Genomic DNA, 21,479 nt, shown 5'->3' on the forward strand with positions numbered 1-21,479 from the left:
TTAGCCGCGCAGAGAAGCGACGTAGGAGTCGATGCGCTGCGAGGAATCCTCGGGGGTGAAGCCCGCGGCCTTGATCTTCGTCAGGTCGAGGACGGAGGACAGCGGACGCGGAGCTACCTCGCGGCCCGCGAAGTACTCCTCCGTCGTCACCTCGGTGACGTCTTCCGGATTGCGGCCGCACAGCTCGAACACACGCTTGGCGATCTGCGCCCAACTCATGACCGGTCCCTCGCCCGACAGGTTGTAGGTGCCAAATGGGGCGTCGCTGGTCAGCAGGTGAATAATACCCTTGGCCAGGTCGGAGGTGAAGGTCAGGCGGCCCACCTGGTCGGACACGACCGAGGGGGATGTGCCCTGATCCGCCAGGGACACCATGGTCTTCAGGAAGTTCTTGCCGTCGCCCACAACCCAGGAGGTGCGCACAATGTAGTGCTTCGGCGTCGAGGCCACAGCGGCGTCGCCGCCCGCCTTCGACTGGCCGTACGCGCCGAGGGGAGAGGGGGCCTCATCCTCAATGTGCACGTCCTGCGTGCCATCGAAGACGTACTCCGTCGAGATGTGGACCATCGTCGCACCGTGAGCGGTCGCCTCGCGGGCCAGGATTGCCGGGCCCGTCGAGTTCGCCTGCCAGGTCGCACGGCGACCCTCGGGCGTCTCAGCGCCGTCGACGTTCGTCCACGCCGCCGCGTTGATCACCACGTCGATGTCATCCCACGGCAGAGCGGCCACCCGCTCGGCGTCGGAAATCGATACCTCGGGCAGGTCCACGCCCGTCACCGTGAAGCCTGCCTCGGGCAGCGCGCGCATGAGCTCGCGGCCCAGCTGGCCGTTTGCGCCCGTCACGAGCGCGCGACGACCCAAGGGAGCCGGGGCAGGGAAGGGGGTCACATCGGCCATGCGCGGGTGTGCCTTGTCCTTGTCGGACAGGATGGCGCGCTCGAGCGGGATCGGCCAATCCACGGCGGCCGTCTCGTCAGCCAGGTTCAGGAAGGTGTAGCGCGCGTCCGGCGACCAGTGGTCGTTGACCAGGTACGTGTAGGCCGTGTTCGGCTCCAGAGTCTGGTAGGAGTTGCCCACGCCCTTGGGGACGAACACCGCGACGCCCGGATCAATGATCGTCGTGTAGACGGTGCCGAAGGACGGGCCCTCGCGCAGGTCCACCCACGCGCCAAATACGCGACCGGTTGCGACCGACACGAACTTATCCCACGGCTCCGCGTGAATGCCTCGCGTCACGCCGACCTCGTCGTTGAACGAGATGTTGTTCTGCACGGGCTGGAAATCCGGCAGGCCCAGCGCGACCATCTTCTCGCGCTGCCAATTCTCCTTGAACCAGCCTCGGTTATCGCCGTGAACAGTCAGATCAATGCGCAAAAAGCCGGGGATCGGCGTGGTCGTAATCCCCAGGGGCTTAGCGGTGGGCGCCATGGTTCTTCCTTACGTGCGTGGTTTTTGTGCGGACGCAACATTCCATGTAAATACTATCCGATCTGCGCCCCCGCGGCGGTGTACGCCGACCCATGGGCGCGCGCGGGGACAAAGTTGTGAAAAATACTGTTGTATAGGGATAATTGTCAACGACGCGCGACCCACACGAGGACGCGCCGGGAAGCGGAGGCAACATGAAAGGCATCATCCTGGCGGGCGGCTCGGGCACCCGTCTCAACCCGATTACGCTGGGGACATCGAAGCAGCTCGTCCCCGTCTACGACAAGCCGATGATCTACTACCCGCTGTCGACCCTCATGCTGGCGGGCATTTCTGAGGTCCTCGTCATTACGACCCCCCACGACGCGCCGTCGTTCCACCGCCTGCTCGGCGATGGCAGCCAGCTTGGTGTCAACATCTCCTACGCTGTCCAGCACGAGCCCAACGGCCTCGCGCAGGCCTTCGTGCTCGGTGCCGATCATGTGGGTAACGACAGTGCCGCCCTGGTCCTGGGCGACAACATCTTCTACGGTCCCGGCATGGGTGCCCAGCTGCGCCGTCACGTCGACCCCGACGGCGGTGCCGTCTTCGCCTATCACGTGTCCAACCCGCGTGAGTACGGCGTCGTCGAATTCGACGAGGAGTTCAACGCGCTGTCCATCGAGGAGAAGCCCGAGCACCCCAAGTCGAACTACGCGGTGCCTGGCCTGTACTTCTACGACAATGACGTGGTCGAGATCGCCCGCAACCTCAAGCCGAGCGCGCGCGGTGAGTACGAGATCACCGACGTGAACCGCTCCTACCTCGAGGCCGGCAAGCTCAAGGTCGAGGTCCTCCCGCGCGGCACCGCGTGGCTCGACACCGGTACGTTCGACTCCCTCGCTGACGCCACCGCCTTCGTGCGTACGGTCGAGGCCCGCCAGGGCATGAAGATCGGTGCCCCCGAAGAGGTCGCGTGGCGTATGGGTTTCATTGACGACGAAGGCCTGCGTCAGCGCGCCGAGCCCCTGGTCAAGTCCGGCTACGGTGCCTACCTGCTCGAGCTGCTTGAGCGAGAGGGGCGCTGAGTGAGCCGTCCCAGTGCTCAGTCCCGCCTGCTCATCGTTATTCCCGCGTGGAACGAGGAGGAGGTGCTCGGTGATGTCCTCGAGATGGTGAAGGCTGAAAAACCTTCATTCGCGGACATCCTCGTGGTCTCCGACGGGTCGACGGACGCGACCGCCGATATCGCGCGCGCCGCGGGCGTGGCCGTCCTCGACCTGCCGCTCAACCTGGGGGTCGGCGGCGCGATGCGCGCCGGCTTCCAGTACGCGCGGCGCGTGGGCTACGAGTATGCGTGTCAGCTCGACGCGGACGGCCAGCACGATCCGCGCGAGATTGAGACGCTCATCGAGACGGCCTCAAGCGAGCACGCGGACGTCGTCATCGGCTCGCGTTTTGCGGGTAAGGGCAACTACCATGCGCGGGGCCCGCGCAAGTGGGCGATGAACCTCTTCTCGTTCATCCTCTCGCGCGTGTGTGAGACTCGCTTGAGCGATACGACCAGCGGTTTCAAGCTCTACGGTCCCCGCGCGCTCTCGCTCTTCGCGCACAACTACCCGGCCGAATACCTCGGTGACACGATCGGTGCGCTCGTCATTGCGGCGCGCTCGCACTTGGTCGTGCGCGAGGTCGGCGTGCAGATGCACCCGCGCGCGGGCGGCGAGCCCTCCCACAACCCGATCAAATCGGCGCTCTTCCTGGTGCAGGCGACGATGGCCCTCGCGGTCTCGCTGTCGCGTCCCGGTGAGAAGGTCGCCCCGGCGCCGGAGGAGAATGCATGAGCCCCACTTATCTGCTCGGACTGGTGTTCGCGATCATCATCTTGGTGATGGTGTTCGTCAAGATGCGTAACTCAGGTCTGAAGGAACGCTACGGCCTGTGGTGGTACTGCATCGCCTTCTTTACGGCGCTGCTGTCCATCTTCCCGCCGATCCTGAAGTGGACGGCGCTGCAGCTCGGTGTTGTCGTTCCGCTGAACCTCGGGTTCTTCCTGGCGGGGGTGGTGCTGCTTCTCCTGTCGCTGCGTTTCTCGGTGGACCTGTCGCGTTCGGATGAGGATCGACGTCGCCTGACTGAGGAGGCTGCGATCCTGCGCCTGCAGGTGGAGGATCTGCAGCGCCGCGTCGATGCTCTCGAGGCGTCCCACCGGGGGGACGGTCAGTCCCACTGAGGCGTCGGCGCGCGCAACTGAATAAACGAGGCCGGGGCCCGTCAGGTGGAAACCTGACGGGCCCCGGTTTGTGATGTGGGAGCGCCCGCGGGAGGGAGGACGGTGGACAGACGCGGCGCGGTTAGTGCAGCAGCGTGCCGTCGGGGTCGAGGGTGAGGCGCTCAGTGGGGGCAGCCGGGTCGACTTCGCCCTCGGCGAGCTTGCGCTTCAGAGCCGAGGCGGGGCGCGACACCGGGACGGTGTCCTCGCTGGGGGCATCATTGTCGGTCTCGTCCGCCGCGCTCGCGGTGGGTTTCGAGGCCTCGACGGGTGAGGCGGAGGGGGATTCGACAGGGGTCAGGGAGATGCGTGCCCCCATCGCGGATGCGTGCGAGGGCAGCAGGGGCTCACCGTCGAGGTCTTTTGCCAGGTCGTCGAGCATTGAGCGGGCTTCTTCGACGATGGAGGAGTCTTCGGCGTGCAGGCCGTGCACGAGCCAGCGCACGAGCGCGATCTCGGACAGGAGCTGGGCGCGCGTGAAGACGTGCAGGTCGGTGGCGCGGCGCTCGTGGCCGTAGGTCTCGCGGAAACGGTCGAGGAAAGCGTCGGAGGCGGTGGCCTGGACCCATGCGATGTCGAGTGCGGGGTCGCCGACGTGTGCGCTGGTCCAGCCGCCGATGGCGAGGAGTGAGCCGCGCTTGACGGACAGGCAGCGCTCCTGGATATCGCCGTGGATGGGTGCGGAGGGGAAGCGCCACAGGGACACGTCCTCGAGGGCGGTCTCCCAGCGGCTCCACAGGGCGGCGGGGATGGCGACTTCGCGGGCGGCCTCGTCGAGGAGGGCGAGGTTGCGGTCGCGGCACTCGATGGCCGTGTAGCTGGGCAGGCCAATCGAGGAGAAGACGGTCTCGGGGAGGTTGTGCAGGGCTGCGAGGGCACGTCCGAGGGATGAGGGCAGCAGGGGATCGGTGTCAAGATCCTCGTCCGAGGGGGCGGTGCCGCCCGGGTCGCGGTGGACGTAGACGGTACCGCCGTCGCTGGTCTTTACCTGGCCTGCCAGGCGCGGCACGTCGAAGGGAATGTAGTCATGGTCGTGTGCCTGGCCGAGTCGATCCAGGATGCCGGAGGTCGCCTCGAGCGCGGGTCCGGAGACCTCCTCGTGGGGGCAGGTGACGATCCAGCGGTGTCCGGCGGCGTCTTCGATGCCGGTCACGGTGGAGAGCTCGTCGCTGTAGGTGGGCGGGCGCAGGGCGGTGACGCGCATGCCGGGGACGGCTGCGGTGGCCAGGGCTGCCAGTTCGAGGGGGCTCTTGCGGGAGGTCATTGCCTTAACGTATCGCGGCCTGGGCCCGGGCGCTCATCCCCGCGCGGGCGCGAGGAGGATTGAACGAATGTGGGTTTGCTCCTTGCCGAAAAACTCTGTTACTTTTGACACATTGACCCGGTCTGTAGCAAGGAGGCGCAGCGATGGAAGCCACGACGCGCGCGCTCGCCGCACGGGTGCGTGAGGACTTAGCCGCGAGCGGAGTCGACGCGGCCCGAGATCCTCGCTCCGTGCGTCTGCTCATTCACCGCGCCATCGACAGGTATGCGCCCGATCTGCTGCCCACGGCCCGCGAGCAGGTCGAAGCGGACCTCATGGACGACATCTGCGGCTTGGGCCCGCTTCAGGCGCTCATGGATGATCCCTCGGTCGAGGAAATCTGGATCAATGCGGCCTCGCGCGTGTTCGTGGCCCGCGCGGGTGTCGCAGAGCTGACCAGCCTGATCCTCACGGACGAGGACGTGCGCGCCCTCGTCGAGCGCATGCTCCACCACTCCGGGCGCAGGCTCGATCTGTCCAGCCCCTTCGTGGATGCGATGCTCGCGGGCGGGGAACGCCTCCACGTCGTTATCCCTCCCGTCACGGGATCGTCGTGGAGCGTCAACATCCGCAAGCACATCCAGCGCGCCCGCACCCTGGACGACCTGGTCTCGGTCGATATGCTCGCCCCTCCGATGAGGGATTTTTTGGCGGCCGCCGTCTCCGTCGGGCTCTCTGTCCTCGTCTCGGGCGGCACGCAGGCCGGGAAGACGACGCTCCTGCGCGCCCTTGCGGGGGAGTTGCCCAGGTCGCGCCGCGTCATCTCCTGCGAGGAAGTCTTCGAGTTGGGCCTGGCTAACTGGGACCACGTCGCGATGCAGACACGCCCGGCCGGCGCGGAGGGGACGGGCGAGATAACGCTGCGTGACCTCGTGCGCGAATCGCTGCGTATGCGCCCCGAGTACCTGATCGTCGGCGAGGTCCGAGGCCCCGAAGCCCTCGACCTGCTGGTGGCCCTCAACGCGGGCGTGCCGGGCATGGCGACTGTGCACGCGAACTCGGCCCGCGAGGCCCTCGACAAGCTCTCGATCCTGCCGCTCCTGGCGGGGGAGAATGTGACGACGGGGTTCGTCACCCCGACCCTGGCCTCGTCCATCGATCTCGTGTGTCACGTTGAGCGCGGCGTGGACGGGCAGCGCCACGTCGCCGAGATCATGGCGGTCTCAGGACGCGTCGAAGGAAATCGGATCGAGACAGCCACGCTCTTCCGCTTCGATGGGCGCCGGTGTACACGAGGCAGGGGCGGCCTCGACCTGCACGACCGTTTCGCTACCGCAGGCTTCGACCTCGCGTCCCTCCTGGATTGGGGGCCGGCGTGATTGCGATCGTGTGCGGGCTCGTGTTCGGGATCGGCCTCGTCCTGGCCGTGTCCCCCTGGTTCACGCCGCCGCCGGCTTGGCGGCCGTGGGGGCCGTGGAAGCGCCTGTGTGAGGATGTAGCCCGTGCTCGCATCCCCGGATTGACGGCAGCGCGCCTCATCGCGCTGAGCCTCGGAGTCGCAATCGTTGTTGCGCTCGTCATCCTGGCCGTCACGGGAGCCTGGCCCGTCGCCCTCATCGTCTCCGTTGGCGTCGCGTTCATGCCCTACGCGTGGGTCGTCTCGCGCCTGGGAGCACACGCGAAGACTGTTCGGGCCGCCTGGCCTGAGGTTATCGACGCCATGGTGTCCGGTGTGCGTGCGGGCACGGCGCTGCCCCAGGTGCTTTGCGACCTGGCCGACGAGGGGCCCGTCCCCGTGCGCTTCGCCTTCGAAGCATTCTCGAGGGATTACAGCGCTAATGGCCGTTTCGAGCTCGCTCTGGACACGATGAAAGAGACGGTCGCCGATCCCGTTGCCGACCGCATCGTCGAGGCGCTGCGCATCGCTCGATCTGTCGGCGGGGCGGACCTGACGCGCCTGCTTCAAGACCTTGCCTCGCTCCTGCGTGAGGATGCGCGCGTGCGCGGAGAACTCGAGGCGCGTCAATCCTGGACCGTGGGCGCCGCTCGCCTCGGCCTCGCGGCCCCATGGGTCGTCCTTCTCCTCCTGTCGGGAGGCGGGGCCAGCGCACATGTGTGGAACTCGCCGGGCGGTGTCGCCGTCCTGTGCTCGGGGGCTGGCATCTGCGTCATCGCCTACCTGATCATGAAGGCCATGGGCCGCCTGAGCACCGACCCGAGGAACCTTGGGGGCGCTTGATGAATCCGTGGATTATGCGTGCCCTCGACCTGGCCGTCGCCCTCGTCGCCGGCGCGGGCCTCGTCCTCATCCTGGCCGCCGCCCTCGCACGCCGTCCCTCCTTCGTTGACCGCGTCGCGCAGGGGCGCGTGCAGGAGCGCCCGCCCTCCGCGCTCGTCGCGTGGGCGCGCCGAATGAGCGCCTCAGCCCTCGATTCTCTCGGGTCCACGAGCGAATCCGTGGCCCGCAGGCTCTCCCTGGCCGGTATGAACCCGGACGTGTCCGTCTTCCGGCTGCGCCAGGCAGTCGCAGGGGTGGCAGGCCTCGTCGCCGCATGCGCCCTCGTCGCCGCGCGCCACGCTTCCTCCCTGCGGGCCTCTTTCATTCCCCTGTGCGCCTGCGCGCTCGTCGGCACCCTCCTTGGGGTCGCCGGCATGGACCGCTTCCTCACCATGCGCGCGAATGCCCGCCAGCGCGCGATTGACGCCTCTGTGCCCGACTGCTCGGAACTCCTCGCGCTCGCGGTGGCCGCCGGCGAGTCGATCCCGGCCGCTATCGAGCGCGTCGCCGGCTGCGCGGGAGGTCCCCTCGGGGCAGAGCTGTCGCTGACAGCCGGGCACATCCGCAACGGCACGCCCTCCGTGCGCGCACTCGCCGACCTCGTCGAGCGCACCGAATCCCCAGCCCTCACGCGCCTGAGTCGCACCCTCACCACGGCGATCGAGCGCGGCTCGCCCCTGGCCTCGGTCCTGCACGATCAGGCGCGGGACCAGCGCGAACGCTCTCTCGCCGCCCTCATGGAAGAGGGTGGGCGCCGCGAGATCGCGATGCTCCTGCCCGTCGTCTTCCTCATCCTGCCCGTCACCGTCATGTTCGCCCTCTACCCGGGGCTCATCGCCCTGGATTTCACCCCGTGAAGGAAGGAAACAGTCATGAAGAAACTCTTTCTCAGGAAGGCTCCCCTCGGGGAGCGCGGCGACGTGCCCGGGTGGGTCCTCATCACCCTCATGACGGCCGCGCTCGTCGTCCTCATCTGGGGTGTTGCCTCAGAGCGGCTCGTGGAGATCTTTAATCGTGCGATGGACTCGATTGCGGGCATCTGAGGAGGGATCCGAGGTCGTCTCGACGGTCCTTGTTCAGGGCCTCGTCGTCCTCGTCATCCTCCTGCTCCTTCAGCTGGCCTTCGCCTCGCACGTGCGCACGATGAGCGTGAGTGCTGCGTCCGAGGGCGCGCGCCGAGGCGGCCTCCTCGGAGGGGATGAGGACGAGGCCCGGGCGCGCACGAGCGAACTCCTCGACTCGCTCGTGGGGGCCGCGAAGGATCGCGAGATCGCCGTGGACCGTGAGAGCGATGCGGGCGTCGACGTCCTCACCGTCACCGTGCGCACGCGCCTGCCGCTCGTCGGAGGACTCGGTCCGAGGTGGCTGACCGTGCGCGGGCGTGCCCTGGTGGAGGGGCCGTGAGCGAGCGGGGCGACGCCAGCGTCGAATTCCTGGGGATCCTGGTCGTCGTCGTGATCCCGGTGCTCTACATCGTGCTCGCGATCGGCCAGGTGAGCGCGGGAGCGATGGCGGTAGACGCGGGGGCACGCGAGGCCGCACGTATCCTCGCCGAGGACCCGGATCGAACGGCCGACGCGAACCACGCCGTCACCCTCATCGTCGAGGATTTCGGCGTGAATGCGACCCCTGAGGTGGCCTCGACGTGCGAGAACTGCCAGGACGGAGAAGGGGCTGTTGACGTGCGCGTGTCCGTGCAGGTCCCGCTGCCCTTCATGCCCGCCTGGCTCGGCGGCCTCGGCGTGGGTGTCTCCTCGAGCGCCCGCGCGCCCGTGCGGGAGGTGGTCGCCCGTGAGTGAAGGGGAGGAGGGGCGCGTCGGGATCCTCATGTGCGCGGGCTGCGCCTTCGTGTGCCTACTGCTCGTCGTGTCGATCGCGCTCACCGAGGTCGCGATGCAGGACCGCCGCCTCGTGTCCTGCGCCGACGCCTTGGCCAGCGCCGGGGTGTCGGGAGCCTCCGCGTCCACGGTCTTCGCGGGAGGAAACCTCGGGGTTGACGAGGAGACGGCGAGCTCTCGCGTCGACCGTGCGCTCGCGGGTCTGTCGGACTCGACGTGCCGGGTCGGGGACGGGGTGAGCGTCTCCTGGGTCAGCGTGAGCAGCGGAGAGGTGGAGGTCGGCGTGAGGGCGCACCCCAGGGTCTCCCTCCTGCCTCCGGTGCTGCGCAGCGCGGTGGTTCCCGAGCTGGTGAGGACCTCGAGTGCGCGCCTGCGCGGGGTGCAGGGGCCACCCTAAAGTGGCGTCCGCGACGGTCACATCGTGGGACGGCGAGGGAAGGTTGAGTAAACGAAACGTAAACTTTAGGCCATGAGCAGCTTTGATACATCTCGTCTTTCCCCCGCGCTGGCCTCCGTTTTCGAATCCGTCCAGCGCCGCGACCCCGCCCAGGCCGAGTTCCACCAGGCCGTCTACGAGGTCCTCCTGACCATCGCCCCCCTCGCTGAGCGTCACCCCGAATACGCCGACCTGGCCATCATCGACCGCATCGTCGAGCCCGAGCGCCAGATCCAGTTCCGCGTCCCGTGGGCCGACGACAAGGGCAACATCCATGTGAACCGCGGCTTCCGCGTCGAGTACAACTCCGCCCTCGGCCCCTACAAGGGTGGCCTGCGCTTCCACCCCTCCGTGAACCTGTCGATCATCAAGTTCCTCGGCTTCGAGCAGATCTTCAAGAACGCCCTCACCGGCCTGCCCATGGGCGGCGGCAAGGGCGGCGCGGACTTCGACCCCAAGGGCAAGTCCGACGCCGAGGTCATGCGTTTTTGCCAGTCCTTCATGACTGAGCTCTCCCGCCACATCGGCCCCGACACTGACGTGCCCGCCGGCGACATTGGCGTGGGCGGCCGCGAGATCGGCTACATGTTCGGCCAGTACAAGCGCCTCAAGAACCGCTTCGACGCGGGTGTCCTGACGGGCAAGGGCCTGTCCTGGGGCGGCTCCTACGTGCGCACCGAGGCCACCGGCTACGGCCTCGTCTACTTCGCTGCCGAAATGCTCGCCGCGAAGGGCACTAGCTTCGATGGCAAGCGCGTCGTGGTCTCCGGCTCGGGTAACGTCGCGATTTACGCGACCGAGAAGGCTCAGCAGCTGGGCGCGACCGTCGTCGCTGTGTCCGACTCCTCCGGCTACGTCGTGGACGAGGCCGGCATCGACGTCGCGCTGCTCAAGGACATCAAGGAGGTGCGTCGTGGACGCGTCTCCGACTATGCGGCCGAGCGCCCCGGCGCCGTCTTCGTGGCCGACGGCTCCATCTGGGACGTCCCCTGTGACGTTGCGCTGCCCTGCGCGACCCAGAATGAGCTGCCCCTGTCCGGCGTCGAGACCCTCATCAAGAACGGCGTCCAGCTGGTCGCCGAGGGCGCGAACATGCCCACGACCCCCGAGGCGATCGAAGCCCTGCAGGCCGCCGGCGTTGCCTACGCCCCCGGCAAGGCCTCGAACGCTGGTGGCGTGGCCACCTCCGGCCTCGAGATGCAGCAGAACTCCGGCCGCACCCAGTGGCCTTTCGAGGAGACCGACGCGAAGCTTCACCAGATCATGGTCGACATCCACGCGACCACCGTCGCCACCGCCGAAGAATACGGCGTCGCGGGCGACTACGTGGCGGGTGCGAACCTGGCGGGCTTCCGCAAGGTGGCCGACGCGATGATCGCGATGGGTCTCATCTGATCCTCTCTCTTTCGGTGCCCCGGCGTCCTGTGTGGCGTCGGGGCACCGTCGTATCTGCGGCAGGTAGGGGAGTAAGCCCCGCCACCGTCGCCCCTTAGCGTTCCTCGTTGGGCTTCCGATCCGCTACCCTGGGTGCGTGGCCATTGAATTTTCTGAAGAGATCCCGTCCCTGCGCACCACGATGGAGAACATCATCGCGGTCGTGCAGCCGGACAAGCTGCGCGAGCAGATCGCCGAGCTGAATGAGAAGGCGGCAGCGCCCGACCTGTGGGACGACCCGAGCGCCGCCCAGGCCGTCACGAGCGCTCTCAGCCACCGTCAGAGCGAGCTGGACCGCATCACGCAGATGAGCGAGCGCATCGACGACCTGGAGGCCATGGTGGACATGGCCGCTGAGGACCCGGATGAGGGCGCTGACATCCTCGCCGAGGCCGAGGCCGACCTGGAGAAGCTGCGCAAGGACCTGGGCGACCTGGAGATCCGTACGCTGCTGGACGGCGAGTACGACGAGCGTAACGCCGTCATCACGATCCGAAGCGGCGCGGGCGGCGTGGACGCCGCCGACTTCGCCGAGATCCTCCTGCGCATGTATCTGCGTTGGGCGGAGCGTCACGGCTACCCGACGAAGGTTATGGACACCTCCTACGCGGAAGAGGCCGGCCTGAAGTCGGCGACCTTCGAGGTTCAGGCGCCCTACGCCTACGGCACGCTGAGCGTCGAGGCTGGCACCCACCGCCTCGTGCGTATCAGCCCCTTCGACAATCAGGGCCGCCGCCAGACGTCGTTCGCGGCTGTCGAGGTCATCCCCCTCATCGAGACAACTGACCACATCGAGATCCCCGAGTCCGAGCTGAAGGTGGACGTCTTCCGCTCCTCGGGCCCAGGCGGCCAGTCCGTGAACACGACCGACTCGGCCGTGCGCATGACGCACATCCCCACGGGCATCGTCGTGTCCATGCAGGATGAGAAGTCCCAGATCCAGAACCGTGCGGCCGCTCTGCGAGTCCTGCAGTCCCGCCTCCTCGTGTTGCGTCACGAGGAAGAGCAGGCGAAGAAGAAGGAACTCGCCGGCGACGTCAAGGCGTCGTGGGGCGATCAGATGCGCTCCTACGTGCTCCAGCCGTATCAGATGGTCAAGGACCTGCGCACCGAGTACGAGTCCGGCAATCCCCAGTCTGTCTTCGATGGCGACATCGACGGCTTCATCAACGCTGGAATCCGCTGGCGCAAGAACGAGCAGAAGGCAGCTCAGGACTGAGCGACGCCCATACGCACTACCCGGCCCCGGGCTCGTCGATTCATGAACGAGGCCGGGGCCGGGTAGCGTGTCCAAGTGTCCCCAGGTGGAGGGCTGAGCGCCACACCGCCTGTTTTCCGCGTGTCGTAGCCGGGCCGTGACACGATCGTTACCTAATCTGACAGGGACTATTGACCCCGATCGGACGGTCCCATGATTCGTTTTGAAGATGTCACCATGGTGTACACGCCAGGTGCCCAGCCCGCGCTGGACCACGTCTCGCTGGAGGTGGAACGCGAAGAATTCGTGTTCCTCGTCGGCAAGTCAGGTTCCGGTAAATCCACGTTCTTGCAGCTCGTCATGCGCGAAATAAAGGCGACCAGCGGGAAGGTGTGGGTGCTCGGCAAGGACGTGTCCAAGCTGTCCACGTGGGCGGTTCCAAAGCTGCGCCGTCAGATCGGCACGGTCTTCCAGGACTTCCGACTGCTGCCCTCCAAGACCGTGTACGAGAACGTCGCTCTGGCCATGCAGGTCATCGGCAAGCCTCGCCACGCGATCGAGACGGCCGTCCCGGACGCCCTCGAGCTGGTGGGCCTGTCCGGCAAGGAATCGCGCCTGCCGCACGAGCTGTCCGGCGGTGAGGAACAGCGTGTCGCGATCGCGCGCGCCATGGTGAACCGTCCCGAGCTGCTGCTCGCGGACGAGCCCACCGGCAATCTTGACCCGGAGACGTCGCTAGGCATCATGCGTCTCCTCGACCGAATCAATCGCACGGGCACGACCGTCGTCATGGCTACCCACGACGCGGACATCGTGAACCAGATGCGTAAGCGCGTCATCGAGCTCGCCAGCGGCGACGTCGTGCGCGACCAGAACCGCGGCGTCTACGGGGCCGGGAGGTAAGACTAGTGAAGCTTCGTTTTATTCTGTCCGAGGTCGGCAAGGGCCTGTCGCGTAACCGCGCGATGAGCGTCGCCGTCATCCTCGTGACCTTCGTGTCCCTCCTTTTCGTGGGCATCGCGGGCCTGACCCAGATGCAGGTGTCCAAGATGAAGTCGGAGTGGTACGACAAGATCGAGGTCACGATCTACATGTGCGCCATCAACGACGCGGCCGCGAACTGTAACGCAACCGAGGCGACCGACGCGCAGATCGACGCGGTGCGCCAGAAGCTGGCGTCCGCCGAGATGACCCCCTACGTGGCCAACGTGTACGAGGAGACGAAGGAAGAGGCATACGAGAACTTCCAGCGTCTCAACGGCAACAACGCCCTGACCCAGTGGACCACTCCGGAGATGCTCCAGTTCGCGTTCCGCATCAAGCTGGTCAATCCCGAGCAGTACTCGGTGGTCAAGGAGGAGTTCTCCGGGACCGCGGGCGTGTCCGAGGTGCGCGACCAGCGTGAGGTCGTCGAGCCGCTGTTCCGCGTGCTGGGCGCCGCCCGTACGGCTGCGCTGGGCCTCGGTGCGATCATGGTCGTCGCCGCGATCCTGCTGATCTCGACGACGATCCGCCTGAGCGCCATGAGCCGTGAGCAGGAAACCCAGATCATGCGTTACGTGGGTGCCTCGAACCTGTTCATTCAGGCCCCCTTCATGATCGAGGGCGCGCTCGCCGCGCTGGTGGGCGCCGCCTTCGCGATCGGTACCCTGTTCGCGGGCGTGCACTTCATCGTCCAGGGGTGGATGGCCCCGTCGTTCCGCTGGACGAACTTTATCGGCATGGGCGAGGTCGCGATCATGACGCCGATCCTCGTCCTGGCGGCGGTAGCGCTGGCGGTTATTGCCTCGGCGTTCTCGCTCGCGAAGTACACGAAGGCGTGATTCTCATGTCCCTCTCCTCGCATCGTCCTGGTCGTCGCGCGCTGCGCGCCGGCGCGCTGGCCCTCGCGGTCGCCTCGTTTGCGGCGATGAGCCAGGCCCTGCCCGCGCGTGCGGACGATGAGCGCGACGCCGCCGCGAACGCGGCCGCCGAGGCCGAGGCGACGGTCAACGCCCTGCAGTCGCAGCTGGAGGGCATCGACGCGTCGCTCGCCCAGGTGTTCATCGACCTGCAGGCGCTCAACGGGCAGATCCCGGTGGCTCAGGCCGCCTACGAGAGCGCGACCGCGACGTATGACCAAAAGACCCGTGAACATGCGACGATCATGGGTGAGCTGAGCGCCGCTCAGGGCGAGCAGAGCCGCATCGGTCAGTCGCTGAACCAGGCGACCACGCAGGCCGGCGACGCGCAGCGCGCGATTGCTGACCTCGTGCGTCGCAAGTACCGCGAGGGCAACGTCGACCCGGTCGCGGTGGCCCTGACTGCGGGCGGTACGGAGTCGATCACAGACCGTGCGGCGGCGGCCGATATGGCGCTGCGCACGGAGAGCCAGACGATGACGGCCGCGCTGGACGTGTCCTCGTCCCAGCGCACCCAGGCCACGCGCCAGGACGCCATCACGGAGCGTATTACCGACCTTGAGGTCAAGGCCGCGCAGGCTGAGGAGGAGGCCAAGCAAGCCAAGAACGAGGCCGACGCCAAGCTCACCGAGCTCAACAGCCTCAAGGAGCAGGCTCAGGCCAAGCAGGCCGAGTGGGACGCCCAGAAGGGCCAAGTCGAGGCCTCCCTCAGCCAGGCGGAAGCCGACTACCAGGCGCGCAGCGCCGAGCTGGCGGCCATTGACGCGGCAAACCGTGCGTCGGGCGCCTCCTACGTGTCGGCCTCGGGCTTCCGTAACCCCCTCGACATTCCGATCGTCGTGACCTCCCCGTTCGGTATGCGCTACCACCCCGTGCTGGGCGTCATGAAGGGCCACTCGGGCACCGACATGGCCGCGGACTGCGGCACGGTCATCCGCGCCGTGGCCTCGGGCTACGTGAACGCCGTGTCCTCCGACGTGTCGGCAGGCAACTACGTGGATATCAACCACGGCCTCGTCGGCGGCAACTCCGTCATCACCGAATACCTGCACATGCAGGCCCAGTACGTGTCCCCGGGCCAGTACGTGAACGCGGGCGACGCGCTGGGCGAGGTCGGCTCGACCGGCTACGCGACGGGCTGCCACCTGCATTTTGGTGTTCTTCAGAACGGAAGTTATGTTGAACCGATGGATTATTTGTAATCCGCGTTAGGATGGACCCTCGTAGCGATTTCGCTGCGGGGGTCTTTCCGCAGGGTGTGCGGAAAACGAGTCTGAAAGGAGGTAGCATGCCCAAGGAATGGAAGAAGCCCAAGCCCACGGAGGGGCAGCGCGCCAAGGCTGCCTCCGACGCGAAGAAGACGATCGCCCGTAACAAGAAGGCGCGCCACGACTACACGATCGAAGACACGTGGGAGGCCGGCCTGGCCCTCATGGGCACCGAGGTGAAGGCGCTGCGCATGGGCCGCGCGTCCCTCGTCGATGCCTGGGTCGAGATCAACGGGGGAGAGGCCTGGCTCTACGGCGCCAACATTCCGCTGTACTCGCAGGGCTCGTGGACGAACCACGCGCCCACGCGCAAGCGCAAGCTGCTGCTGCACCGCGCGGAGATCGACCGCATGCAGGACCGCGTGGCCGCGAAGGGCTACACGATCGTGCCCCTGGAGCTGTACTTCATCGGTGGCCGCGTCAAGGTCGAAATCGCCCTGGCCAAGGGCAAGCAGGAATGGGATAAGCGTCAGGCCCTGCGTGAGAAGCAGGATCAGCGCGAGGCCGAGCGAGCGATGCGCCGCTACGTGAAGCAGGCCCGCAGGTAAGGGAAAGAAGGCGATTGCGTGCGAGGTTCTGTCAGGATTTTTCGTCGTGATCTTCTGAGACTGGTGCGTGTGCTGGCCGCGTGGATTGTCATCATTGGTATGGCGTTCGTGCCCGCGCTCTACGCGTGGTTCAACATCGTAGGATTCTGGGATCCGTACTCGCAGACCTCCCACATTCGCGTCGCCGTCGCGAACGAGGACGAGGGCGCGACCAAGGACCAGATCGGCACCGTGAACGTCGGTGCGATGCTCGAGACTCAGCTGAAGCAGAACGATCAGCTGGGCTGGTACTTCGTGAGCGCCGACGAGGCGCGCGCCGAGGTGGAACGCGGGGACTCCTACGCGGCCTTCGTCATCCCGGCGTCTTTTTCGCGTGACCTGACGGGCATCGTTGACGGCACGTACGTCAAGCCGAATATCCAGTATTACGTCAACGAGAAGAACAACGCGGTGGCTCCCAAGATCACGGGGGCGGGTGCGACGGCTCTGGACCGCCAGATCAACTCCGCGTTCGTTTCGACGGTGGCCAAGGTTCTGTCGGAGAAGGCGTCCGAGGCCGGGGTCAGTATCGCGAACGACGCTGACCAGAAGCGTTCGGAGGTTTCTACCTCGGTGTCCGAGGCCTCGGCCAAGCTCGGAAGCGCCTCGCAGACCCTGGACGGCATGGGGGAGAAGATCGACGCGGCGAAGGCCTCGGTGGCCTCGGCTCGCACGACCCTGAGCGATCTGGACGCGGCCGTCTCGGAGATGTCGACGTCCCTGGACCAGGCGGACCAGCTGGTGAGCGACTCGCGCACGTCGCTCGGATCCTTCTCGAGCCAGATGGGCGGGGCCCTCGACGGCCTGTCGTCGAACGCGGCGAGTGCCCTGGCGGGCGTGTCCGCGAATGCGGGAACCCTCGACGGCGCTGTGCAGGGCGCCTCCGGGCGCGTGGGCGGACTGCTCACCGAGGGAACGTCGATCAACGACTCGGTGGGCGACGTGCTGGCGGAGCTGAATGCCCTGGGGATCGGGAACCTGCCTGCTGCCGGCACGGCACTGACCGACCTGACGAACCAGAACACTGCACTGTCGACGGCCCTGGGCAGCCTGACGACCCTCAACTCCGACCTGTCGGCCACGTCCACGTCGATTTCGAACGCGCTGACGTCAGCCTCCGACGCATCTGCGGCCGTGTCGGCCTCGGTCACAAACGCGCGCAGCGGAGTGTCCGCTCAGCTGCCCGCGATCTTCTCGGCGCTCGATGACTTCTCGAGCGCGTCCTCGTCGATGCGTGGCTCGCTGGACACGCTGCGCAGTCAGCGCGAGCAGGTGTCGGGCCTGCTCGACCAGCTCGATTCCCTCTTGGACGGGGCGAAGACGGCGACCCAGACCAGCTCGACGAATGTCGCCGCGATCAAGACCGACCTCGACTCGGTGGCGACGGACATTTCCTCCCTGTCCTCCTCGAACACGCTGCGTGACCTCGCGGATTCCCTCGGGGTCAACGCAGAATCGATCGCCTCCTTCATGGCCTCTCCGACGCAGATCGAGACGAAGGCCGTGTACCCCGTGGCCGCCTACGGTTCGGCGATGGCCCCGCTGTTCACGAACCTGGCTCTGTGGATCGGCGCGTTCTCGCTCGTCCTCCTCCTGAAGCTCGATGTGGATGAGGAGGGCATCGGCCCCACGTCCTCTGCCGCCAAGTACATGGGCCGGTGGATGCTTCTCGCCTTCTTCGGGGTCATTCAGGGGCTCGTTGTGTCGATCGGCGACCTGATTATCGGCGTGCAGACGGTGTCGCGTCCCGCGTTCGTGGGGATGGCGATGATCATCTCGCTGGTGTTTGTGTCGATCGTCTACATGCTCTCCACGTGCTTCCAGCACATCGGCAAGGGCCTGTGCGTCATCATCATGGTCATGCAGATTCCCGGGTCTGCCGGCCTGTATCCGATCGAGATGCTGCCGTCCTTCTTCCGCTTCCTGCACCCGCTGTTCCCCTTCACCTACGGCATTAACGCGCTGCGTGAGATCGTGGCCGGCTTCTATGGGCACACTTACCTGTCGTGCCTGGCGGTTCTCGGTGCCGAGGCGCTGGTTGCCTTCGCGATCGGCCTCGCGCTGCGTCCGTTCTTGGTGAACTTGAACGCGATGATCACGCGCGACCTGGCGTCCTCCGGGCTCTTCCTGGCCGAGGCCACGCGCGTCCCCTCCAGCCGCTACCGGCTGAGCCAGATCGTGGCGGCCCTGGCCGATCACGACGGCTTCCAGCGCTCGGTGAGCGGCCGTGCCGCGCGTTTCGAGCGTCGTTACCCGACGATCCGCCGCGCCGCGATCATTCTCGGGGTTATCGTTCCGGTGACTCTGGCCGTCCTGTCGGTCGCGAACGTCGCGGAGGTGCCGATCATTCTGGGCGCCTGGATCGTCTGGGTCCTCCTCGTGATCACCTTCCTGATCGGCCTGGAGTACCTGCGCGAGGCCTTGGCGCGTCAGCAGCTCCTCGGCGCCATGGACGAGCAGGACGTGCGTTCCCTGCTCACCCGCCGCGTGCAGGGCGCGCGCTCGCGTATCGCGCTGGGTGCGGCCGCGGTGGGTGCGTCGATCTCGTCGGCGCTGGCGTCCTCCCTCGGTGAGCGCGGGGGAGAGGACACGGACGAGGCCGCCCCCGACCTCGTCGATGAGGACGGCGCGGGCGAAGCGTCGGAGGCGGCGAAGGGAAGCGAGCAATGAGGACCATCTGGGCTATCTACCGCGCCGATCTGCGCCGCGCGCATCGGTCCCTGATCGCCAGCGTCGTTGTCTTCGGACTGGTCGTCATTCCGTCGCTGTTCACGTGGTTCAACGTGGCGGCGTCGTGGGACCCGTTCGGGAACACGAAGAGCCTGCGCATCGCGATCGCAAACACGGACGCGGGCTACAAGTCGGACCTTGTGCCGCTGCGCATCAACATCGGCGATTCTGTGGTGTCCGCACTGCGCAAGAACGACAACTTCGACTGGGTGATTGACTCCGAGGATGCGGCCATCGAGGGGACGCGCTCGGGCGAGTACTACGCGGCCATCGTCATCCCGTCGGACTTTTCGCGCGAGATGCTCACCTTCTTCGACGGGGGAGCGTCCTCCGCGCCGATGACGTACTACGTCAACGAGAAGAAGAACGGTATTTCGCCGAAGATCGCGGGCCAGGGTGCCGAGGCCGTGAGTGCTCAGGTGAATCAGATCTTCGTTCAGACCCTCTCCGAGGTCGCCCTCGATACGGCGACGTCGGTCGGGGGTGCGCTGTCGGCGCCGACGGCCGTCAACACGGTGACGGCGCTCGATAACCGAGTGCAGACCGTCGCTTCGCGCCTGCGCACGGCGGCGGACAGCGCGGACGCGTACGCGTCGCTCGTGGGTTCCTCGGTGACGCTCATCGACTCGACGGCCACGCTCGTGGACGGGCTGGGGAGCGCGAAGGGACCTGCGCAGTCCGCGGTCTCGAGTGCTCAGGCGGGGGCCAGCGGCCTCGGATCCGCTGCATCGGCTGCGGTCTCCTCGGTGTCCGACGCGATCTCCTCCTCCCAGTCCTCGCTGTCCTCCCTGTCGAGTGCCGTCGAGAGCGTGTACGCGAACGGCTCGACGAGCGCGTCGGATGCGGCCTCGACGCTGCGCTCGCAGGCCTCCGTGCTGGACACGCAGGCCACCAGCTTCACGTCCATCAAGACGACGCTCGGGGCGCTGCCGGGCTCACCCGTCTCCCAGTCCTCGTTGGATCGGCTGCAGGGCGCCTCCGACCGGCTGACCGAGGTTGCGAACGGGCTGCGCGCCGCCGCCTCAGAGCTGGACTCCAAGGTCGCAAATGCCGAAGCTGGGCACGCAAGTGTGAACGGCCTGATCGCCCAGGCGCGCTCCGCGGTCGACGGCCTGTCCTCCGACTATGAGACCAACCTGCGGCCCCAGCTCGAATCGCTGGCGTCCACCCTGGCCTCGGCCCAGTCGTCCCTGAGCGCCGCGCGAACGTCCCTGGAGGGCGCGACGTCCACTGCCTCGAACGGCAGCGGGAGTGCGCGCGAGGGGCTGACCCAGCTGCGCGACAATCTGACGGGCGCGGCCACGAGCCTGCGCGAGGCGGCCGGTAAGCTCGACTCCCTGCACGCTTCGATCAGTGAGGCGCTTGCCAGTGGCGACCTGACGACGCTCGGGACCATCATCGGGAATAATCCCGAGGCCCTGGCTGCAGCCATCGCGGCCCCCGTCGGCGTGGAGAAGACTCCCGTTTACCCGGTCGCGAACTTCGGCTCCCAGATGGCGCCCTTGTACACGATCCTGGCGCTGTGGGTGGGCTCCATCCTGATGGTCGTGTCGCTGCGCTCGGACGTCACGGACTCCAATGTTGCTGAAGGCCTGCCCGAGGGGCACCCGCTGCGCGCGACCCTCACCGCGAAGCCCGTCGGCCTGGCCGCCGGATACCTTGGGCGCTACCTGATCTTCGGGACGATCGCTCTCACGCAGGCGACCCTGGTGGGGCTGGGAGACCTGTACTTCCTGAAGGTGCAGCACGCTCACCCGCTGCAGTTCATGGGCACGCTGTGGCTGACGGCCGTCGTGTTCTCCTTCCTGCTGTACACGCTTATTGCGACGTTCGGGAACGCGGGTAAGGCCCTGGGCGTGCTGCTCCTGGTCCTGCAGATTTCGGGCGCCGGGGGAGCGTTCCCGCTGGCGATCCTGCCGTCCTTCTTCTCGTCGATTTCGCCGTTCCTGCCGGCCACGCACGCGATCACGGCCCTGCGAGCCTCGATCGCCGGGTACGCGGGGCATGAGTACGCGGACGCCATGTGGTTCTTGGCTTCCTTCATCCTGTTCGCCGCGTTCCTGGGGCTGGCGCTGCGCCCGCTGCTGGTGCGCAAGAACCGCCGCATGGTGGAAAAGCTGGAGTCCACGAAGCTGCTCTGATGCTTCGGTTTACCCTTGACGGGCCAGCGCGCGGCGGCGTAAACTGACGTGTCCGACGGTCTGCGGCAACGCGGGCGTCGGTGAGTTGAAAACTCAAGAGGGGATGATCGGTTTCGACAGTGGTCGTCGATCGAAGTGAAGCGAGCCGAGAATGTGCGCTCAACTCGTTAACGATGCGTGCAAACCAATAGGTGCCGAACAGAATCGCACCGACTACGTTCTCGCTGCCTGATATCGCAGCCTGAACCTTTAGTCCGTCAGCCCGGGAGTTGCTTCCGGCCCGGTGTCTGGCGTCGTCTAGGGAGCCACTGGGAGTCGCCCATGTTGGTGGGGTGCCTCCGACACTTAATCAACTGAGCCTATCCAGCGGTGAGTCTACGCAATGCTGGGGGCCGAGAAATATAACCGTAGACTGCGCTCGGAGAAGAATTCGGGGCCGGCTATTGGACGGGGGTTCGATTCCCCCCATCTCCACCATCCCACCCCGGGCTTCCGTTGGAAGCCCGGGGTTTTCTGTTGCCTTGTCAGCGTTTTGCCCACGCTGAGGAAGTGCGGACTAGCGTTCTGGATAGGAAACGCTGTTCTGGATAGGAGAATCAGTTCTGGATAGCTTATTAACCTATCCAGAATGTCGTAAGCTATCCAGATTGTTGTTTCCTCCCCAGTTCCCGCAGGGGCGCTGGCTAGTTTCGATCGGTGTCCCGCTGTTCTCGCGCCATGCACCATGACATTTGAGTAGTGTCCCG

General features: G+C 66.6%; 20 protein-coding genes and 1 other RNA gene. 19 read left to right on the forward strand and 2 right to left on the reverse strand.

Features of this window, described 5'->3' with window-relative positions; all coding sequences use genetic code 11:
- Positions 1 to 1,428 (reverse strand): sugar nucleotide-binding protein, encoded by a 1,428-nt coding sequence (locus FOC40_RS04025; protein WP_003794379.1) that lies wholly within the window; start codon positions 1,426 to 1,428, stop codon positions 1 to 3.
- A gap of 194 nt (positions 1,429 to 1,622) precedes the next feature.
- Between FOC40_RS04025 and rfbA the strand changes: the two genes are divergently transcribed.
- The 3 genes from rfbA to FOC40_RS04040 are packed head-to-tail and all read left to right on the forward strand — an operon-like array spanning position 1,623 to position 3,640.
- Positions 1,623 to 2,495, forward strand: coding sequence for a glucose-1-phosphate thymidylyltransferase RfbA (gene rfbA, locus FOC40_RS04030; protein WP_003790141.1), 873 nt, complete (start codon positions 1,623 to 1,625; stop codon positions 2,493 to 2,495).
- The gene (locus tag FOC40_RS04035; protein WP_003794377.1) at positions 2,496 to 3,251 is read left to right on the forward strand and encodes a glycosyltransferase family 2 protein; all 756 of its coding nucleotides are present in this window, start codon (positions 2,496 to 2,498) and stop codon (positions 3,249 to 3,251) included.
- Positions 3,248 to 3,640, forward strand: coding sequence for a DUF2304 domain-containing protein (locus FOC40_RS04040; protein ID WP_003794375.1), 393 nt, complete (start codon positions 3,248 to 3,250; stop codon positions 3,638 to 3,640). The genes FOC40_RS04035 and FOC40_RS04040 overlap by 4 nt, the downstream gene beginning before the upstream one ends.
- 121 nt (positions 3,641 to 3,761) lie before the next feature.
- Here the strand turns inward: FOC40_RS04040 and FOC40_RS04045 are convergent, their stop codons facing one another.
- Complete coding sequence (locus FOC40_RS04045; RefSeq protein ID WP_003794373.1) at positions 3,762 to 4,943, reverse strand: phosphotransferase; 1,182 nt, start codon at positions 4,941 to 4,943, stop codon at positions 3,762 to 3,764.
- 143 nt (positions 4,944 to 5,086) lie between these two features.
- Between FOC40_RS04045 and FOC40_RS04050 the strand changes: the two genes are divergently transcribed.
- The 16 genes from FOC40_RS04050 to ssrA all read left to right on the forward strand — a co-directional run bounded on the left by FOC40_RS04050 (position 5,087) and on the right by ssrA (position 21,210).
- On the forward strand, positions 5,087 to 6,301 hold the full coding sequence (locus tag FOC40_RS04050; RefSeq protein ID WP_003794371.1) for a CpaF family protein: 1,215 nt from the start codon (positions 5,087 to 5,089) through the stop codon (positions 6,299 to 6,301).
- Complete coding sequence (locus FOC40_RS04055; protein ID WP_039929237.1) at positions 6,298 to 7,161, forward strand: type II secretion system F family protein; 864 nt, start codon at positions 6,298 to 6,300, stop codon at positions 7,159 to 7,161. The genes FOC40_RS04050 and FOC40_RS04055 overlap by 4 nt, the downstream gene beginning before the upstream one ends.
- Positions 7,161 to 8,057 carry a type II secretion system F family protein gene (locus FOC40_RS04060; RefSeq protein ID WP_003794367.1) on the forward strand — a complete coding sequence of 299 codons (897 nt, stop codon included), beginning with the start codon at positions 7,161 to 7,163 and terminating at the stop codon, positions 8,055 to 8,057. The genes FOC40_RS04055 and FOC40_RS04060 overlap by 1 nt, the downstream gene beginning before the upstream one ends.
- 15 nt (positions 8,058 to 8,072) lie before the next feature.
- Positions 8,073 to 8,243: a membrane protein gene (locus FOC40_RS10575; protein ID WP_003790126.1), complete on the forward strand. Its 171-nt coding sequence runs from the start codon at positions 8,073 to 8,075 to the stop codon at positions 8,241 to 8,243.
- Positions 8,230 to 8,604 (forward strand): hypothetical protein, encoded by a 375-nt coding sequence (locus FOC40_RS04065; RefSeq protein WP_003794364.1) that lies wholly within the window; start codon positions 8,230 to 8,232, stop codon positions 8,602 to 8,604. Before FOC40_RS10575 ends, FOC40_RS04065 begins: the two co-directional genes overlap by 14 nt.
- Entirely contained in the window at positions 8,601 to 8,999 is a 399-nt protein-coding gene (locus tag FOC40_RS04070) for a hypothetical protein (RefSeq protein ID WP_003794362.1), read from the forward strand. Before FOC40_RS04065 ends, FOC40_RS04070 begins: the two co-directional genes overlap by 4 nt.
- Complete coding sequence (locus FOC40_RS04075) at positions 8,992 to 9,435, forward strand: hypothetical protein (RefSeq protein WP_003794358.1); 444 nt, start codon at positions 8,992 to 8,994, stop codon at positions 9,433 to 9,435. Before FOC40_RS04070 ends, FOC40_RS04075 begins: the two co-directional genes overlap by 8 nt.
- 72 nt (positions 9,436 to 9,507) lie before the next feature.
- The gene (gdhA, locus tag FOC40_RS04080) at positions 9,508 to 10,869 is read left to right on the forward strand and encodes an NADP-specific glutamate dehydrogenase (protein WP_003790117.1); all 1,362 of its coding nucleotides are present in this window, start codon (positions 9,508 to 9,510) and stop codon (positions 10,867 to 10,869) included.
- Between the two features lie 136 nt (positions 10,870 to 11,005).
- Entirely contained in the window at positions 11,006 to 12,127 is a 1,122-nt protein-coding gene (gene prfB / locus FOC40_RS04085; protein WP_003794356.1) for a peptide chain release factor 2, read from the forward strand.
- A gap of 192 nt (positions 12,128 to 12,319) precedes the next feature.
- Positions 12,320 to 13,009: a cell division ATP-binding protein FtsE gene (gene ftsE, locus FOC40_RS04090; RefSeq protein ID WP_003790113.1), complete on the forward strand. Its 690-nt coding sequence runs from the start codon at positions 12,320 to 12,322 to the stop codon at positions 13,007 to 13,009.
- Between the two features lie 5 nt (positions 13,010 to 13,014).
- Complete coding sequence (gene ftsX, locus FOC40_RS04095) at positions 13,015 to 13,929, forward strand: permease-like cell division protein FtsX (RefSeq protein ID WP_003790110.1); 915 nt, start codon at positions 13,015 to 13,017, stop codon at positions 13,927 to 13,929.
- A 5-nt stretch (positions 13,930 to 13,934) separates the two neighbouring features.
- On the forward strand, positions 13,935 to 15,209 hold the full coding sequence (locus FOC40_RS04100; protein WP_039929232.1) for a peptidoglycan DD-metalloendopeptidase family protein: 1,275 nt from the start codon (positions 13,935 to 13,937) through the stop codon (positions 15,207 to 15,209).
- Positions 15,210 to 15,295: 86 nt separating this feature from the next.
- Positions 15,296 to 15,823: an SsrA-binding protein SmpB gene (smpB, locus tag FOC40_RS04105; RefSeq protein WP_003790105.1), complete on the forward strand. Its 528-nt coding sequence runs from the start codon at positions 15,296 to 15,298 to the stop codon at positions 15,821 to 15,823.
- 18 nt (positions 15,824 to 15,841) lie between these two features.
- The gene (locus tag FOC40_RS04110) at positions 15,842 to 18,532 is read left to right on the forward strand and encodes a YhgE/Pip domain-containing protein (protein ID WP_039929230.1); all 2,691 of its coding nucleotides are present in this window, start codon (positions 15,842 to 15,844) and stop codon (positions 18,530 to 18,532) included.
- Positions 18,529 to 20,733 carry a YhgE/Pip domain-containing protein gene (locus FOC40_RS04115; RefSeq protein ID WP_003794351.1) on the forward strand — a complete coding sequence of 735 codons (2,205 nt, stop codon included), beginning with the start codon at positions 18,529 to 18,531 and terminating at the stop codon, positions 20,731 to 20,733. Before FOC40_RS04110 ends, FOC40_RS04115 begins: the two co-directional genes overlap by 4 nt.
- Positions 20,734 to 20,832: 99 nt before the next feature.
- Positions 20,833 to 21,210: a transfer-messenger RNA gene (gene ssrA, locus FOC40_RS04120) on the forward strand.
- Positions 21,211 to 21,479: the final 269 nt, after the last annotated feature.

It is taken from the genome of Schaalia odontolytica, from assembly GCF_009730335.1.
Classification (GTDB): domain Bacteria; phylum Actinomycetota; class Actinomycetes; order Actinomycetales; family Actinomycetaceae; genus Pauljensenia; species Pauljensenia dentiphila.

Excerpts from the sequence above, each read along its gene's own strand:
- ftsE (WP_003790113.1), top strand. The coding sequence starts at position 12,320 with ATGATTCGTTTTGAAGATGTCACCATGGTGTACACGCCAGGTGCCCAG.
- FOC40_RS04040 (WP_003794375.1), top strand. The coding sequence starts at position 3,248 with ATGAGCCCCACTTATCTGCTCGGACTGGTGTTCGCGATCATCATCTTG.
- gdhA (WP_003790117.1), top strand. The coding sequence starts at position 9,508 with ATGAGCAGCTTTGATACATCTCGTCTTTCCCCCGCGCTGGCCTCCGTT.
- FOC40_RS04025 (WP_003794379.1), bottom strand. The coding sequence starts at position 1,428 with ATGGCGCCCACCGCTAAGCCCCTGGGGATTACGACCACGCCGATCCCC.
- FOC40_RS10575 (WP_003790126.1), top strand. The coding sequence starts at position 8,073 with ATGAAGAAACTCTTTCTCAGGAAGGCTCCCCTCGGGGAGCGCGGCGAC.
- smpB (WP_003790105.1), top strand. The coding sequence starts at position 15,296 with ATGCCCAAGGAATGGAAGAAGCCCAAGCCCACGGAGGGGCAGCGCGCC.
- FOC40_RS04045 (WP_003794373.1), bottom strand. The coding sequence starts at position 4,943 with ATGACCTCCCGCAAGAGCCCCCTCGAACTGGCAGCCCTGGCCACCGCA.
- FOC40_RS04060 (WP_003794367.1), top strand. The coding sequence starts at position 7,161 with ATGAATCCGTGGATTATGCGTGCCCTCGACCTGGCCGTCGCCCTCGTC.
- FOC40_RS04115 (WP_003794351.1), top strand. The coding sequence starts at position 18,529 with ATGAGGACCATCTGGGCTATCTACCGCGCCGATCTGCGCCGCGCGCAT.
- FOC40_RS04050 (WP_003794371.1), top strand. The coding sequence starts at position 5,087 with ATGGAAGCCACGACGCGCGCGCTCGCCGCACGGGTGCGTGAGGACTTA.
- rfbA (WP_003790141.1), top strand. The coding sequence starts at position 1,623 with ATGAAAGGCATCATCCTGGCGGGCGGCTCGGGCACCCGTCTCAACCCG.
- FOC40_RS04100 (WP_039929232.1), top strand. The coding sequence starts at position 13,935 with ATGTCCCTCTCCTCGCATCGTCCTGGTCGTCGCGCGCTGCGCGCCGGC.